General features: G+C 65.6%; 13 protein-coding genes. 7 read left to right on the top strand and 6 right to left on the bottom strand.

Translation table 11 applies throughout. The annotated features are described in order from the left end of the window. Positions 1–220: 220 nt before the first annotated feature. The 5 genes from K9L28_09275 to K9L28_09255 all read left to right on the top strand — a co-directional run bounded on the left by K9L28_09275 (position 221) and on the right by K9L28_09255 (position 3,772). The gene (locus K9L28_09275) at positions 221–583 is read left to right on the top strand and encodes a DUF5320 domain-containing protein (protein MCF7936520.1); all 363 of its coding nucleotides are present in this window, start codon (positions 221–223) and stop codon (positions 581–583) included. A 135-nt stretch (positions 584–718) separates the two neighbouring features. Next, positions 719–1,069 (top strand): NifB/NifX family molybdenum-iron cluster-binding protein, encoded by a 351-nt coding sequence (locus K9L28_09270; GenBank protein MCF7936519.1) that lies wholly within the window; start codon positions 719–721, stop codon positions 1,067–1,069. Between the two features lie 26 nt (positions 1,070–1,095). Next, positions 1,096–1,938, top strand: a complete 843-nt coding sequence (locus K9L28_09265; protein MCF7936518.1) for an ATP-binding protein — start codon at positions 1,096–1,098, stop codon at positions 1,936–1,938. Next, entirely contained in the window at positions 1,935–2,816 is an 882-nt protein-coding gene (locus tag K9L28_09260) for an ATP-binding protein (protein MCF7936517.1), read from the top strand. The genes K9L28_09265 and K9L28_09260 overlap by 4 nt, the downstream gene beginning before the upstream one ends. A gap of 371 nt (positions 2,817–3,187) precedes the next feature. Then, positions 3,188–3,772, top strand: a complete 585-nt coding sequence (locus K9L28_09255; protein ID MCF7936516.1) for a SocA family protein — start codon at positions 3,188–3,190, stop codon at positions 3,770–3,772. A 110-nt stretch (positions 3,773–3,882) separates the two neighbouring features. Here K9L28_09255 and K9L28_09250 read toward each other — a convergent pair whose 3' ends face one another. Continuing rightward, a complete protein-coding gene (locus tag K9L28_09250) occupies positions 3,883–4,047 on the bottom strand; it encodes a hypothetical protein (GenBank protein MCF7936515.1) in 165 nt (54 codons plus the stop codon). A 302-nt stretch (positions 4,048–4,349) separates the two neighbouring features. Here K9L28_09250 and K9L28_09245 point away from each other — a divergent pair, with 302 nt between their 5' ends. After that, a complete protein-coding gene (locus K9L28_09245) occupies positions 4,350–5,156 on the top strand; it encodes a type IV toxin-antitoxin system AbiEi family antitoxin domain-containing protein (protein MCF7936514.1) in 807 nt (268 codons plus the stop codon). After that, positions 5,153–6,121 (top strand): nucleotidyl transferase AbiEii/AbiGii toxin family protein, encoded by a 969-nt coding sequence (locus tag K9L28_09240; GenBank protein MCF7936513.1) that lies wholly within the window; start codon positions 5,153–5,155, stop codon positions 6,119–6,121. Before K9L28_09245 ends, K9L28_09240 begins: the two co-directional genes overlap by 4 nt. Before the next feature lie 24 nt (positions 6,122–6,145). Here the strand turns inward: K9L28_09240 and K9L28_09235 are convergent, their stop codons facing one another. The 5 genes from K9L28_09235 to K9L28_09215 all read right to left on the bottom strand — a co-directional run. Beyond that, positions 6,146–9,607: a hypothetical protein gene (locus K9L28_09235; protein MCF7936512.1), complete on the bottom strand. Its 3,462-nt coding sequence runs from the start codon at positions 9,605–9,607 to the stop codon at positions 6,146–6,148. A 220-nt stretch (positions 9,608–9,827) separates the two neighbouring features. Beyond that, the gene (locus K9L28_09230; protein ID MCF7936511.1) at positions 9,828–11,150 is read right to left on the bottom strand and encodes a saccharopine dehydrogenase NADP-binding domain-containing protein; all 1,323 of its coding nucleotides are present in this window, start codon (positions 11,148–11,150) and stop codon (positions 9,828–9,830) included. 125 nt (positions 11,151–11,275) lie between these two features. Further along, on the bottom strand, positions 11,276–11,995 hold the full coding sequence (locus tag K9L28_09225; GenBank protein ID MCF7936510.1) for an aspartate/glutamate racemase family protein: 720 nt from the start codon (positions 11,993–11,995) through the stop codon (positions 11,276–11,278). Positions 11,996–12,064: 69 nt separating this feature from the next. Then, positions 12,065–13,483 carry a hypothetical protein gene (locus tag K9L28_09220; GenBank protein ID MCF7936509.1) on the bottom strand — a complete coding sequence of 473 codons (1,419 nt, stop codon included), beginning with the start codon at positions 13,481–13,483 and terminating at the stop codon, positions 12,065–12,067. Positions 13,484–13,557: 74 nt separating this feature from the next. After that, positions 13,558–14,716 (bottom strand): hypothetical protein (locus tag K9L28_09215; GenBank protein MCF7936508.1); only part of this gene is annotated, 1,159 nt, incomplete at its 5' end.

Genomic DNA, 14,716 nt, shown 5'->3' with positions numbered 1-14,716 from the left:
GACTTGAGCTGAGAAGGTGCGTGGTAGCGGAATTGTAGTCACAATACGGCGAGGGAGACGTCTCCAGAGGCCCGGCGCCCGAAAAAACGCTCCGGCGGCCTCTCGGGGAAGCGAAAACTCGCCAACCTGCGGATCGAGGATCCCTCCAGGTTCTTGACAAACCCCTTCGGCCGATGTATTCTTCTTATTGAGAGGCATTCTCAATAAAGGGGGAATCGACATGCCAGGTGGAGATCGTACCGGACCGGCCGGATACGGCCCGATGACAGGACGCGCTGCAGGATACTGCGCGGGGAACGGCGCTCCGGGGTTCACGAACCCCTGGGGCGGACGCGGATTCCGCGGGGGCGGCCGCGGCCCCGGATGGGGCTGGGGCGGTGGTCCGCGCTGGGGGATGCGCTGGGGCGCACCCGCCGGACCGGCGCCTGCGCCGGGTCCCTATGCATACGGCGGCTATCCGCCGCAGCCGCAGCCGCCGAGCGCCCAGGACGAGCGCGCCATGCTCCAGCAGGAGCTCAAGGCCATGCAGCAGCAGATGGACGCCGTGCAAAAGCGTCTGGAGGAGCTCGATACAGAGGAATAGCCGCGCACCGCTGCGGGAAACACCGTGGAGTATGGGCGCATAGGATGCGGGGGAGGCGACTCCCCCGTTTTTCTTGGTAAGATAGGGGCCGCGTATCCGCGCGAGAACGAAGACCACATCGAAGGGGGAAACGACATGCGTGTCGCGATCGCAGCAGAGAACGGAGAGGTGGCCGCTCACTTCGGCAGGGCGCCCTACTATGTGTTTGCCGATATCGAGGAAGGCAGGGTGGTCTCCACCTGGAAGGAAGAGAACCCAGGCCACGCGCCGGGCGCCATCCCCCGATGGCTCAGCGACGAGGGGGCGCAGTGGGTGCTGGCCCGCGGTATGGGCCGGAAGGCCTGCGCGGTCTTCGAGCAGCTGGGGATCGAAACCTTCGTGGGTGTCGGCGGAACCGTGGAGGAGGCCGTCGAGGCGGCGGCCGCGGGCCGGATCGTCTGCGGGGAGAGTTCCTGCAGCCACGGGGAGACCGGCCACGAACACTAGCATGAGGAAACGGAGTGGATGAAACCATGCGAATAGCCGTTGCGAGCGGCAAGGGAGGAACGGGCAAGACCTGTGTCACCGCCTCGCTGCTCTCGGCCTGGAAGGGGGCGACGGGGCTCGACGCCGACGTGGAGGAGCCCAACCTCGCCCTGATTCTGGAAGGAACACCGCTGGAAAGCAGCCTCGTGAACGTGGATGTGCCCGGCGTGGACCCCGAGAAGTGCACCTCCTGCGGGAGATGCGCCGAGGAGTGCCGCTTCGGGGCGATCAATGTCTTTGGCGATAAGCCCGCCATCGTGACCGACGAACTCTGCCACGCCTGCGGGGTCTGCGCCATGGTCTGCCCCACCGGGGCGATCACCGAGTACCCCCGTCCGGTGGGGGAGCTCCGGCGCTACAGGATTGAAGGCGGTCAGATTGTGGAGGGCCGGCTCAACACCGGCGAGATGAATGCCGTGCCCGTTATCGAAGAGCTGCTGGACAGCACAAGCCGCGAAGGCGTGGAGATCATCGATTCGCCGCCCGGCACGGCCTGCTCCGTGGTGGCCGTCCTGAGCCAGGTGGACTACGCCGTGATGGTCACCGAGCCCACGCCCTTCGGCGAGGCCGACCTGACCATGGCCCTCCAGGTGGCCGCCGACCTGGGAACACCCGCCGGCGTGGTGGTGAACCGCAGCGACATGGGCCGCGCCGACATCGGCGCCCTGGCGGAGCGCTTCGGCGCGCCCGTGCTGGGCGAGCTGCCCTTCTCCCGCGAGGTGGCCGCCGCCTACGCCCGCGGCGTTCCGCCCTACCAGGTGGACGAGGGGTGGCGGAAGGTGATCGACGGCGTCATCGCCGAGCTGAAAGAGCGGGGTGGTATCGCATGAGTGTTAAGGAGATCGTCGTCCTCAGCGGCAAGGGGGGAACGGGCAAGACCACGCTGACCTCCTGTCTGGCCGCCATGGCCGGGGGCAAGGCGGTGATCGCCGATACCGACGTGGACGCGCCGAACCTCTGGATCCCCCTGCACCCGGAGAACGACAGCGACGAACCCTTCCACGGCATGGACGTGGCCATGGTGGACCAGTCCAAGTGCATCGGCTGCGGCCGCTGCCTGCGGACCTGCCGGTTCGACGCCATCGCCTTCGAGAACAACGTCGCCCGGGTGGATACGGGTTTCTGCGAAGGCTGCGCCGCCTGCACCATGGTCTGCCCCGTCCCCAACTGCATCACCATGGACAAGGTGGAGAAGGGGCGGGTCTACCACGGCGTCACCCCCTACGGACCCATGTGGCACGCCCGGCTCAATCCGGGGGGCGAGAACTCCGGGATGCTGGTGGCCCAGCTCCGCGCCGACGCCCGGAGGGAGGCCGAGGAGAAGGGCTACGGCCTGCTGCTGGTGGACGGACCGCCTGGGCTGGCCTGCCCGGCCATCTCCGCCATGACCGGCGTGGACCTGGCCGTGGTGGTCACCGAACCCACCCCCTCGGGCTGGCACGACCTCAAGCGCCTCAGCGAGGTCACCAGCCGCTTCAAAGTGCCCATCGGCGTGGTGATCAACAAGACCGATCTGGCGCCCGAGCAGGCCCAGAGAATGCGCGACGCCTGCCGCGAGGAGGGCTTCGCCATCTTCGGCGAACTGCCCTTCAACCGCCGCGCCGCCGAGGAGCTGGCCGACCGCAGGATCCCCCTGGACCAGCTGCGGGAACCCCTGGAGGCCGCCTGGAGCGCCATCCGGGAACGGGTCGGCCTGGAGGAGGCGTAGCGCCCGGCAGCGCGACCCTCTGTTGACCCTCCCCGCAAGGGGATGACCGCCCAATGTCGGCGGGGTGTCTCGGGCGCGCTTTTGCTGGACATCAGGGATCCCGGGGATCCGGTGATCGCGGCCTCTGGGGTGGGTCTGCCCAGGGTGCGGCAACCTGCCCCCGGCCCTGGCCGTGATCGCCGTACACCCGAAACGAAAGGGATAACGCAACCCCGCGGTGGTCGGTGACAGCGCCTTTTCAGCGCGGGGTTGCGTGTATAATGGCAGTGAACCGTGCAGGCATTCCGTTGATACGTCGGTGTAGCGTGCGGTTGTGGTCGGAGGGGCCGTTGGATGATGTGCCTTTGTGCTGCGATGAGGGGGAGAGAGCGATGATCCCATTCCAGAAGGAGAAGATCGGCAACGCCGTGGCCCTGTTCGCGAGGGCCCACGCCAGACGAAGCGGTTCCTGCCCCAGGCAGACATGGCTGTACAACGCGCTGGCGCTGCTGGATTTTCGGTTTTTGAAGCGATATGGCGTCCCCTCCCTCGGTTTGGAATACGACGCCGTCGAGATGGGCGCCGTGCCCGTCGATCTCTACGACGAACGGTTTGGGCTGGAGGGTGTCTATTTCCGTTTCGTCCCCGCCGGGGCAGGCTGCCTGGAGGTGCGGGAGAACGTAGAACCCGACCTGGACTACTTCTCTGATGCCGAGCTGGACATTGTTGAAGATATTGCCGCCACCTATGCCGATGCCCCGCCGGACAAGCTTATCGACGATCTGCGCCGGGAGCTTCGGGCATGGCGGGTGGCCCGGGAGCAGGCCGTCGAGGCGGGGAAGAAGCGTATCGCCATGGATTTCCGGGACGAGTTCGACCCGGCTATCTTTGGAAAGAAGGAGTCCCAGCTCTCTCCGGCGGAGGCCCGCTTTCTCTGTTACCTGGATACGAGAGGGTGCCGCCGGTTGACCGCATAGAAATCGGCATCGGGCGCACCGGTCCCCGGCGGCTCGTTGTTGTGTCGCCGCGGCAGTTCCTCGGGCTACCAGCAGGTGGCCCCCGCCGACCGGTATCCTTCGGTTGCCCTCTAGTCGTCCAGGTCGATGTCCGGGCCGTCGTCGTGGTAGCCTCTGTCCACCTTGCGGTAGCGCCCGTAGGGGCTTTGGGCCATCTTCCTGTCGTGGCGCCGCGCCAGCATCATGATGATCCCGATCACCACTGCGCCGCCCGCAATGACCGCCAGATATTCCATGGTATCGCTCCTTTCCCGGCTCTCTCCGCTGACTGAAGGCGGATCGCTGGTGGAGAATCCGCCCTTCCCTCGAAAACCCACACTGCCATACTACCACAGACATGGGGTGCTCAACCTGAGGTCCGTGGGGCCCTCTCTTCCCTGAGGGCCGCTGCGGAGACTGAGCTGATGACGAAGACGGGCGGATCCGGTCCCGTTATGCTGTCCCCGTCAGAGAGAGGACGTGCCCTGTTTGACAATACCGGCCGTAACCCATAACATAGTTGTGGATTACTGACATCGTTGTCAAAGGGTGCGTTCCCATGAGATATGAGGCATTTTTCAGGTCACATCCCGTTTTCCGGAAAAAGGAGCTTATGGATTATCTGGAAATCGATACGGAAAGCGGGTCCAGAAGGGTTGAAGCACTCCTGGGCTACCATCGAAGAACTGGGCGGCTGTTGCAGGTGCGCCGGGGCTTGTACGCAGTCGTGCCCCGAGGGGTTTCGCCTGAACACTATCTGGTTGATCCATTTCAGATCGCGGCGAAGGCTGAAGAGGACGCCGTCCTTTCCCATCATACGGCCCTTGAACTCCACGGCTGGGCCTATTCTGTTTGGCATTGCTTTCTCTTTTCGGCGAAGGAACCTTCCAGAGCCTTCGAGTTCCGGAACAATCGCTTTCGGGGTGTGCGTTTCCCGGCGGTTCTGCGACGCAAAGATAGCGAACAGGCAGAGGTCGAGACGAACTATCATCGGGATCTGGATATCCCCGTGACGAGTCTTGAACGTACCATTGTGGATTGCTTTACCCGCCCCGACTTGGCAGGAGGGTGGGAAGAGCTGTGGAGATCGCTCGACTTTGTCGACTATTTCAAGCTCGACAGGATAGTGGCATACGTCGCACTGCTCGAAAATGCGACGACAGCGGCCAAGGTGGGATTCTACCTCGAGCGGAACCGCGAACGGTTGATGGTCGGCGAGGCGTACCTCCGGGAGCTGGAGAAAATGCGGCCGAAAAGCGTGCATTATCTTGACCGAAGTCGGAGGAGATCCGGCCGGTATGTACCACGGTGGAATCTCATGGTGCCGGAAGAGGTGGCGACGCAGCTCTGGGAGCAAATTCTATGATGATGTCAAAGGATGACTTGAATTCCGTTGCTTTTAGTATGTCTTTTGAGGCAAAAACCCTGGAAAAAGTTGTAAGGTTATTGGGCCTTCTCGTTGCTATCCAAGAGCACCCCTTTCTCCGCGACAAGCTTGCCCTCAAAGGCGGAACTGCATTAAATCTTTTTATTTTTGATATCCCAAGACTCTCGGTGGATATCGATCTGAATTACATTGGGTCTGCCTCGCCGACACGGATGGCGGAAGAACGGCCGTCTATCGAACGTGCTTTGTATCAGATCGCTTCCCGCGAACATATGCGCGTTCGCCAACAGCCCCGAGGCAAGCATGCCGGTGGGAAATGGTCGCTGCGATACAGTAGTGTCTTTGGGTACACTGGTAATCTCGAGGTAGACCTGAATTACATGTTTCGGATTCCCCTCTGGCCTGTTGTGGAACGCTCCTCATTTCCTGTGGGACCGCTGTCCATAGTATTCCCTGTTTTGGACTTCCATGAACTCGCTGCAGGGAAACTGGTCGCATTACTCGCTCGCAGCAAGGCAAGAGATCTCTTCGATAGCTGGCGCATTTTCGCTGGTCAGCATTTTGATATATCATGTTTGCGTTTTGCCTTCGTGGTATATGGTGCAATGGTCCGTCAGGATTGGCGAAACGTAACAACCAACGATATAGTGTGCAACCATGCCGATGTGGCGAGCCAGCTGCGCCCAACACTCAGACAGAGCATCCCTGAAGCAAAAGAGAAGCCCGTTGACTACAGCAACCGCCTTGTCAATCAGTGTCGAAAGGCATTGTCGATTTTGCTGCCCCTTGCCCCAGGCGAACGAGCTTTTCTGACCCGCATTAACGATGAAGGACAGATTGTTCCTTCACTCCTCACCAGCGATGCCAGGCTCCGGCAGAATACCGCGAATCATCCTCAACTTCTGTGGAAAGCCGGGAATGTGCGGCAGTACAAGCACCGCTGAGAGGAGAGAGGTGCCTCCGAAGCCCTACCGCTTCCGCAGCGCCGCCGGCAGGATCACGCCGGGGAGCAGCACAAGCAGCGCCCAGGGGGAGTCCCCCGTGGTGCAGCCTCCTTCCGGGTCGGTCCCCACGCGGTAGGAGGCGCTGACCTCGGCGAGCTCGTGCTCCGAATCGTCGATCGCCATGGTGACGCTGTGGCGCCCCGCGCCGGCGGGGAAGTGCCGCACCGTCAGGTGGTGGGTGTCGCCCGGGGCGATCCCGGGGATCAGCCTGTGGGCGATGGTGTCGCCGGTCGTTCCCTCGGCAAAGGCCACGAAGACGCGGGTGGCGCTGTGGCTCCCCGGGTTGTGGATGTCCGCCTCGATGGTGACGGCCCCGCCGGGGTCCACCCGGTCCGGGGAGACTTCCAGTGCGCCGTCCAGCTCGTGCAGCGAGTGCGCCGCCGTCCCCGGGTTGCCGGCGCCCTCGTGGACGTAGACCTCGAACCACCCCCGGTTGTCGCTGTACAGGTCGCCGTTGTCGTGGTGGGGGAGCTCCGTGATGGTGTCGTCGGGGTCCGCCTCCACCAGGATGCGGTAGCTGCCCTCGGGGACGTCCGCGAGGGCCCAGTTGACCTCCGCCCAGCTCCAGTTGGCGGCCTCGGCGTTGCCGTAGGGGGCGATATCCACATGGTCGGTGCCGATGGTCTGGGCGCCGCCGCGGAGGTGGTCGCCGGAGAGGGAAAACCGCACCGGCAGGTCGGTGAGGCTCACGTCGGTTCCGGCGTTCTGCACGGCCAGGTTGTAGATGCGGCAGCGGATCCGCACCGGCTTGTCCATGCCTGTTGCGTCCTTGTTGAGGGCGTGTCCCCGCTTCTTCCCGGTGCTGTCGAGGAAGAACATCCCCTGCAGCCGGTCGCGGTCGGCGCCCGTGGCGTTCCACCGCCATTCATCCTCCTCGGTGGGTTTGGAGAATTTGTAGAGGTACCACTGGTGGGGCAGCCCCAGGGCGGGGTTGGGCGCGCCGCCGTAGCGTCTGATCCACCACTGCGGTTTTCTGGCCGTGATGTCCGCCAGGTAGGTGGCGGCGAGGTTGCCCATGTCGGTGCTGTAGACCAGGGGCGTCACGTCGTAGGCGTAGAGCTCGCTCCCCGGGAAGGAGGGCAGCGCCACGGTGAAACCGCTGGTCTCGGTGATGCTGTTGCGGTTGGAGGTGCTCTGTGCCGAGCAGTGGTCGTGGGTGAAGGTGACGCCCGCTTTCAGTTCGCCCGAGAGGTATTCGCCCTTTCCTTTCAGGGTGGTGGAGAAGCTCTCGGTGTTGCTGTTTTCCACCGACGTCCGGGTTGTGTCGCCGGAGGCCACCGAGTGGGTCCAGGAGACGTCCCAGGTGACGGCGTTGCCCAGCTCGTAGGTGGTGTCGCCGCCCAGCAGGTCGGCGCTTTGCGGGTCGGTCCCCGGGAGCTCCTTCTTCCAGGGGTAGGTGAGCAGGTTGCCGGGGATATGGGGGGGCTGGTACCAGGTGAGGTCCCGGCCGGTGGCGATGTGGGTCCGCGTCGGTTCGGGGATGACCACCTGATAGTAGGTCTGCCCTGGTGAGCCTGTGTCGCCGATCACCGGGTAGCGGTAGATGTCCATATCCTGGCAGCGGTAGGAGACCATGTCCCCCTTGGTGGTCCTGGCCGATATCTGGGTGGTCGTTTCGTCGTAGCTTCGGTGGTAGCTGGATGACCGGGAGCTCCAGCTCTTGCCGAAGGACTCCTTCGCTTTGGCGGAGACCTCGGCCACGCCCAGGTTGAGGCTCCCCTGCTGGGTGGAGGAGAAGGTGCGGCCGAAGCTGTTCGAGGTCTGCTGCCTGGTGGTGACGATCTTTTCGCTGGTCTGTTTGTCAAGGAACTGGGTGTAGTAGAAGGTGGAGCGGGTGATGTTGCATTTGTCCCAGCCGGCGGCGTCCAGGGAACGGGTGTAGTCCAGGTGCTTGGGCGGCTCCCGCATCACCACCAGCGGGGTGATGTGGTTTTCCACGGTGATCTTGGTGGGCGGTCCGAGCCGCAGGGCGTCGCCGGCGAAGTCGCCCGGCAGGAGTACCCCGTAGTCATAGGCGCTCTTCCAGCGCTCTTCCGAGAGCTCGTCCACACCGGTGATGCCGCCCTGTTCGTCCAGAGTCGGTTCGTAGAGCCAGAGCCTGCCATCGGAAGGCTGGTTGACCTGTTTCGCCGCGTAGAGGGCGATCTGCTGCGGGGGGCTTTCGGGGTTCCAGGGCGTAAAGCCCAGGGTGAAGGCCCCTGTGGCCAGGGCGAGCCCCCTCCAGGACGTCCCGGGGTCCGGCACATCCCTGTCGGCCAGCTCCACAATGGAGGAGCCGTCGCTGCCGACGCCCGCGATATGCAGCGACGGGCCGGCTGCGGCGAAGACGAACTCCTCCCGGCCGTCGCCGTTGAGGTCGCAGACCCTCATGGGGAAGTGGCTGTCCTCCATGCCGTCACCGGGTGTGATCTGCCCCTTGCAGCGGCTGGTCCAGGCAACGCCGTCCTGCTGGTCGGCGGGTTCCAGCACCTTCAGGCGGGCCGTTCCGCCGTCGCCGGTGGTGTATCCTGCGACGAGCTCCTTCGTTCCGTCGCCGTCGCTGTCCCCCGGGCTGAGGGCGCAGGAGTTGGTCCAGTCATCGGGGTCGTAGCGGGCCACGGTGTAGGGGTCGCCCTCCAGGGGTTTGCAGGTGAGGTCGCTTTCCACCTGGAAGGCCCGGAGGTTGTAGTGGCCGTCCTGTTCCTTGGCCAGCACCAGCAGCTCCTTCCGGCCGTCGTCGGTGACGTCCAGAAGGGCCGTGTCGAGGCAGGCCTGGGTGGCGCCCACCGACTGGCTGCTGCTGATGGCCGTGGTGATGACGTGGTTCGGCGTGGCGGGGTCGCCGTCGGCCGTCATGATGAAGTAGCCCATATCCTTTCTGTCGCTGTTCGCGTAGACGGCGCAGGCGTAGTCCGATGTGCCGTCGCCGGTCCAGTCGCAGGCGGAGATGCTTTTGTCCTGGTGGAAGAACGCCGCCAGGGTGGCCGTATTGATCCCGGAGTTGTAGTCCTGAGCCAGGGTGATCTCTTTGTTCTCCGCGTCCAGATGGTAGGTGGTGAGGTGGAAGTGGATTGTGCCGGCCTCCTCCTGCATATAGGCCATCCCTGCGGCGATCATGGGGTGGTCCGGCGAGCGGGTCCCCACGGCGGCGGCGAGGCCGTCCCGCGCTTCCACAGGCGTGCCGGGAGTGAGGGACGCGCGCCACTGCGGGGTCAGGCTCCCGCCCTGGCGGTCCGGGGAGACGTAGTCCGCCTGCAATCCTGTGGTTGCGCTCTCGCTCACCTCCAGCAGGGCGATCAGGTCGGGATGCTTCAGGATGGTGTGGTCCCGGGAGAAGGGATCCCCCGGCACGGCGGCGGCTGTTCCTGCCGTACAGGAGACAAGCGCCAGCACCGTGACGAATGTTGCGATACAGGTGCTGCAGCGGTTCAGCCAACAGTTTCGCACAACAGATACCCCCTTGTTGCGGTGGCGCTGCAGCGCAGCGCCACTCCTTCGCTCCACATTCTACCATCTGCTGCGGCGGAAGACCCGGGATCAGACAGGCCTGCCGTCTCCCGCTGCCGGCGGAACAGGTTGCCGCCCTTCAGACACAGGCAAGCCCGGCCCCGAAAGGGCCGGGCTCTGTGTGGTGTGTGGCGCAAAGGGAGGTTCTCTCGTTGTGTGGTCAGGAGAGCCGGTGGCGCTCCTCGGCGAGGGCGATGCCCTCACGCTCCAGCTCGGCCAGGACGGGTGTGTAGATCTCCGGCAGGGTGGGCATGTGGAGCCCCGGCGTGGCGATCCGCCCTTCGGCGATGAACCGGGCGGCGATGGCCGGGGGGATGCCGGTGGTGCGGGCGATGGAGGTGGCCTCGCCCACCGTGCCGCTGTCTGTCAGCAGCGAGCGGAAGCGCTCCCGTTCCCCTGTGTTCGGGAAGAAGGCGGTGAACTCGTCCATCAGGACCACCAGGTCGCGTTCGCCCTTCCGGTAGACCAGCTTCTCGGCAAAGAGTGATGCCACCACATCCCGCGGCGTGGAGAGCCCCGCGCGAAGCGGCCGGTCGTCGACCAGGCCCAGCCACTGCAGCCGCAGGAGCACCGCCGCGTAGGGCTTGAGCCCCAGCCGACGGCGGAGCTCGGCTTGCGCCTGGTCTTCGGCGACACCCAGCAGGGAGGCCAGAAAGCCTCTGTAGGTCAGCCCCGACAGGTCCATGGTGGTCTCGTCGAAGAGGCCCAGGCTGTTCATGGCGCAGATCGTCTCGCACCAGCCGGGGTAGCGCAGGGTCCCCCGGAGGATGGTGCGCACCTCGGGGATGCCGTAGGCCTCGATGTAGGGGATGGAGTCGGCGTTGGCGTAGAGCTCGAAGACCCCCAGTCCGGGGACCTCCTGCAGCATCACGTGCTCGAAGGTCTCCCCGTCGGGCCAGCGGTGCTCCGCGCCGTCCAGCAGCACCCGGGCGGTCCGCTTGCTGGCGCCCACCAGGCTCGCCGGGGCCCAGGAGAGCTTGTAGCCCCAGGGGTTGGTGTTGGCCTCCGGTGCGGGGAGCGCTCCGCAGACCGAGAGGAAGCGCTCCACCTGTCCGCCTTCGCCGTGGATGGTGTCGATGGTCCGGGCGGCGGACATGTGGTCGATCCCCGGGTCCAGGCCCAGTTCGGTGACGAAGACCAGGCCTTTGCCCTTGATCTCCTCCGCCATGGAGCGGGTGTCGTCGTCCAGATAGGCGGGATGCACCAGGTGGACGCCCCGGTCGCAGCAGGCCCTGGCGTAGGGGGCCATGAGCTCCGGCGGCAGGAGGTTCACCACAATGTCGGGGCGCACCTCGTCGAGGAGGCCGCCGGGATCGCCGCCGGCGTCCCGCTGCAGGCTGTCGGCGCCGGTGCCGGCTGTGACGGCGGCCAGATTCTCCGCCGAGATGTCCGCCACGGTCACCGTCAGCCCCTTCTGTCTGGCCAGGTAGTCCACGCAGGGCGCCGCCACGCGCCCCGCGCCGAGTACGAGGATCCGTTTCATCTTGTTCCCTCCCTTGCAGGGTATCGGTGCGGGATGGGTGGTTCCCTCCGATCTCTGCCCTCTTGTCTGATTGCGCTGTCGTCGCTCAACCGGCTTCGCCGGTTCCCGTCTTGGCGACCGGTCCTTCAGCGATCCGTTGCGGCGATCCCCAGCGCGTCGGCGATGGAACGCACCATCGTGGTGTAGTCGAAGACCGGCAGGCCCGTGGCCGCACGGATCCGCTCCGCGAAGGGCGGCAGGTCCGTGCACTCCAGGACGAAGGCGCCGGTGTGGGGGTGTGTCTCCATTGCGGAACGGGCCACCGCGACCACCTCGCCGCCCACCACATCCAGATCGATCTCCCGGTCCGGCGCGGTGAAGATGGTGTTCCACTCCGGGCAGCGCTCCATCCCGTGGACGTGGTGGTCCACCTCGTCGGTGATGCCGGCGGCCCGGAGGTGTTCCCCCGTCAGCGAAGGGCCGTGGGCGGTGATGACGGCCACGCTGCCGCCGCAGAGGCGGGTCGCGGCGGGCGCCTGCAGCAGGCTCGACGTGGCCGCCGGCACCGGCACGGCGCGGGCCAGCTCCCCCTGCAGCAGGACATTGAAGCCGCAGCTGGTGGTGAGGAAGCGCACCCCCTCCCGGACCAGCTCGCCGGCGGTGTCGATCATGCGCCGGTGGACCGCCCGGTCGGGGTTTCGGAGGATGGTGTCCAGATTGGCCCCCGGCACGTGCGCAAAGCGCACCGGAAAGGGATAGGTCGCCGGGTTGGTGCTGTTGCCCTTCAGGGATTCAAGCTGCTGCAGCCCCCTGGGGGACGCGCCCTCCTCCCAGCAGAGGACGCCCAGTAGCGGTGTGGATGTCATGACAATGCGCTCCTTTGCATGCGGAGCGCCCCGGGAGACCCGGGGCGCCGTTGCGGATAGCGGTTTCGCTTAGACCAGCATCGTTCCCATAACGACGAAGATAACGCAGGCCAGGCCGCCGGCCAGGAGGGCGTAGGGAAGCTGCGTGGTTACGTGGTCCATGTGGTCCGACGCGGCGCCGAAGGAGGAGAGCACCGAGGTGTCGGAAAGCGGGGAGGAGTGGTCGCCGAAGAGTCCGCCGCCGACCACGGCGCCCACCGTGGCGAGGACCACCGGGTCCACCGCGCCGCCGGAGAGGTTCATGGCCACCGGCAGGACGAAGGGCGTGAGGATGGCGTAGGTGCCCCAGGAGGTCCCCGTGAAGAAGGAGATCATCGCCCCGGTGACGAAGGTGATCACCGGCAGCATCCCGGCGGTCATCCAGGTCTCGGTGAGGGAGATGATGTACTCCTGGGCGCCCAGGCCCTTGGAGATGGTGTTGATGCAGTAGGCCATGGAGAGGATCAGAATGGCGGGGATGACCCCCTTGATCCCGTTGGTGGCTACCTCCATGCCGTCTTTCACACTCTTGAAGTACCCGCCCACGGCCATGGCCACGGCCTGGTACATCACGGCGAAGAAGAAGGCCTCCAGGATCTTGGTGCTGCCCAGGATGACGAAGGTGGCTACGGCGTATCCCACCACGATGGTCACGGGGACCACCAGATAGACAAAGAGGCTGGTCTTCTTGCCCTCCAGGGGCTTGACATCGTCCATCTCCTTGCCCGCCAGCGGCGTGGCGCCGTCGCGGAGCACCTTGCCCTCGTTCCGGGCCCGGAGTTCGGCCTTTTTCATGGGGCCGAACAGGGGGAAGAGCCCGAAGGCCACCAGCCCGGCGAGGATCACGGCGAACCAGGCGTAGAGATTGTAGGGAACGGACTGGATGAAGACCGTCATGCCGTCGGAGGCGCTCTCGATGGGGCCGTACCCCTGCATGAGGCCGGCGATGTAGACCGCCCAGCCGCTGATGGTGATCAGCGTGCAGACCGGGCCGCTGCCGGAGTCCAGCAGGTAGGCCAGCATCTCCCGGGAGACCTTGTGTTTGTCCGTCACGGGCCGGGCGATGGGGCCGCTGAAAAGCGGGCTGAAGTAATCGCTGAAGAAGACAAAGATGCCCAGCAGCCAGGCCAGCCCTCCCGCGCCGCGGCGGGAGCGGATGCGGGTCGACGCCCACTCCGTGAAGGCCCCGATCACGCCGGACCGTAGATAGAATGCGATCATGATGCCCACGGCCACCTCGATCATCATCACCCAGATGAACCAGCCGTTGCCCAGGGCCTCCTTGAAGAGGCTCACCATCCCCGCTGCGGGATTGAACCCGGCGATGACCACGCCCACCCCGCAGCCGACGAGCAGCGAGAAGATCGCGTCCCGTGTCAGAAAGGCCAGAACCAGCGCCAGGATCACCGGCGCCATTGAAAGAATGCCGAAACTTCCTTCGATTTCCATGTGCTATACTCCTTTCCTCTTGCGTCTCGAACCCGTTGCCTCTGTCCCCTGCCCCCTGGTCTCGTCTCTGCGCATCACCTCGCAGACGCCGGGGTCCGCGGCGGGGCGTCCTGCTGCTCCACCTGCATCCCCCGTTGCGCCAGTTCCGGGGCCACCGTCTCCAGCGGGATATCCGCCGGACCCAGGAGCCCTGTCGATGCGATCCGTCCGTCCAGCAGCAGCTGCACGGCGATGCTCACCGGGAAGCCCACGGTGCGCTGCATGGCCGTGAAGCCTGTTTCCAGGTCGCGGCGGTCGATCATCTGGGCGATGCGGCGCCTGCGCTCGCCCCCGGCCATGCCCTCCACGTCCACGCGGACCAGGGCGATGTCCCGCTCCTCCGGTTTGTACCAGAACTCCTCCCGCGCGCTGAGGATCGAGGCGGTGAACGCCGCGGGGACCACCCCGGCACCCTCTACGTCGAGGGGCTCGTCGTCCAGAAAGCCGCACTCCGCCATGCGGTGCCAGAAGGCCCCGTGCCCCGGCCGGCGGCAGATGTAGCGGCCGATGTCGGCGGCGGTGTCGGCGATGCCCAGCGTTTCGGCGTAGTCCAGGGCGTTGCCGTTGGGGAAGCACTCCAGCGTACCGCCCACCTCGGGGAGCTCCAGCAGATGGGTGTGCTCCGGCGCGAACATCTCCGTGGCGCCCACATCGATGTCGTCGCCGCCTCTGCGGTACCGGCCCGGTCTCCGATAGGAGGACATGACGCCCCGGACCGTCCAGGTAAACTTGTAGCCAAGGGGATTGCCCTTGGCCGCCTCGGGCTCGGGGAAGCCCGCACCGTATGAGTGGAACTGGTCGACCCGGTCGAACTGACGCAGCAGATCCGCCGATACCAGCAGATCCAGACCCGGGTCCATGCCGAACTCGCTGACGATCCCTACGCCGTTACGCCTGGCGGTGTCGTCGATCCGCTGCAGCAGCTCTTCCTGCCGCCGTCTCGCCTCGGGCTCCTTCAGCGCCGGATTGAGGTAGTACATGGAGCTGGCCAGCGGCTTGCCTTCCTCCGCGGCGATCAGGCCGGTGGGTGCGGCGAAGCGCCCGGGCAGCAGCTCCACCACGGCGTCGGCCTTCCTGACAAGCCCCCGGATGGCCTCCTCGTCGGCGGCGTCGGTCCCTTCCGCCTCGATGGCGGTATCGCCCCCCCCGGGGGGGTCCGCCTCGAAGCCCCGCCGGGCGTCGGCGGCGGTCACC

This window comes from Synergistales bacterium (assembly GCA_021736445.1).
In the GTDB taxonomy this organism is placed as follows: domain Bacteria; phylum Synergistota; class Synergistia; order Synergistales; family Aminiphilaceae; genus JAIPGA01.
Note: the sequence above shows the minus strand (reverse complement) of the source record. Positions and strands in the feature narration are given on the sequence as shown.

What these genes read in the sequence shown, in the direction of transcription:
- K9L28_09275 (MCF7936520.1), top strand. Translation starts at nt 221, where the DNA reads ATGCCAGGTGGAGATCGTACCGGACCGGCCGGATACGGCCCGATGACA.
- K9L28_09270 (MCF7936519.1), top strand. Translation starts at nt 719, where the DNA reads ATGCGTGTCGCGATCGCAGCAGAGAACGGAGAGGTGGCCGCTCACTTC.
- K9L28_09265 (MCF7936518.1), top strand. Translation starts at nt 1,096, where the DNA reads ATGCGAATAGCCGTTGCGAGCGGCAAGGGAGGAACGGGCAAGACCTGT.
- K9L28_09260 (MCF7936517.1), top strand. Translation starts at nt 1,935, where the DNA reads ATGAGTGTTAAGGAGATCGTCGTCCTCAGCGGCAAGGGGGGAACGGGC.
- K9L28_09255 (MCF7936516.1), top strand. Translation starts at nt 3,188, where the DNA reads ATGATCCCATTCCAGAAGGAGAAGATCGGCAACGCCGTGGCCCTGTTC.
- K9L28_09250 (MCF7936515.1), bottom strand. Translation starts at nt 4,047, where the DNA reads ATGGAATATCTGGCGGTCATTGCGGGCGGCGCAGTGGTGATCGGGATC.
- K9L28_09245 (MCF7936514.1), top strand. Translation starts at nt 4,350, where the DNA reads ATGAGATATGAGGCATTTTTCAGGTCACATCCCGTTTTCCGGAAAAAG.
- K9L28_09240 (MCF7936513.1), top strand. Translation starts at nt 5,153, where the DNA reads ATGATGATGTCAAAGGATGACTTGAATTCCGTTGCTTTTAGTATGTCT.
- K9L28_09230 (MCF7936511.1), bottom strand. Translation starts at nt 11,150, where the DNA reads ATGAAACGGATCCTCGTACTCGGCGCGGGGCGCGTGGCGGCGCCCTGC.
- K9L28_09225 (MCF7936510.1), bottom strand. Translation starts at nt 11,995, where the DNA reads ATGACATCCACACCGCTACTGGGCGTCCTCTGCTGGGAGGAGGGCGCG.
- K9L28_09220 (MCF7936509.1), bottom strand. Translation starts at nt 13,483, where the DNA reads ATGGAAATCGAAGGAAGTTTCGGCATTCTTTCAATGGCGCCGGTGATC.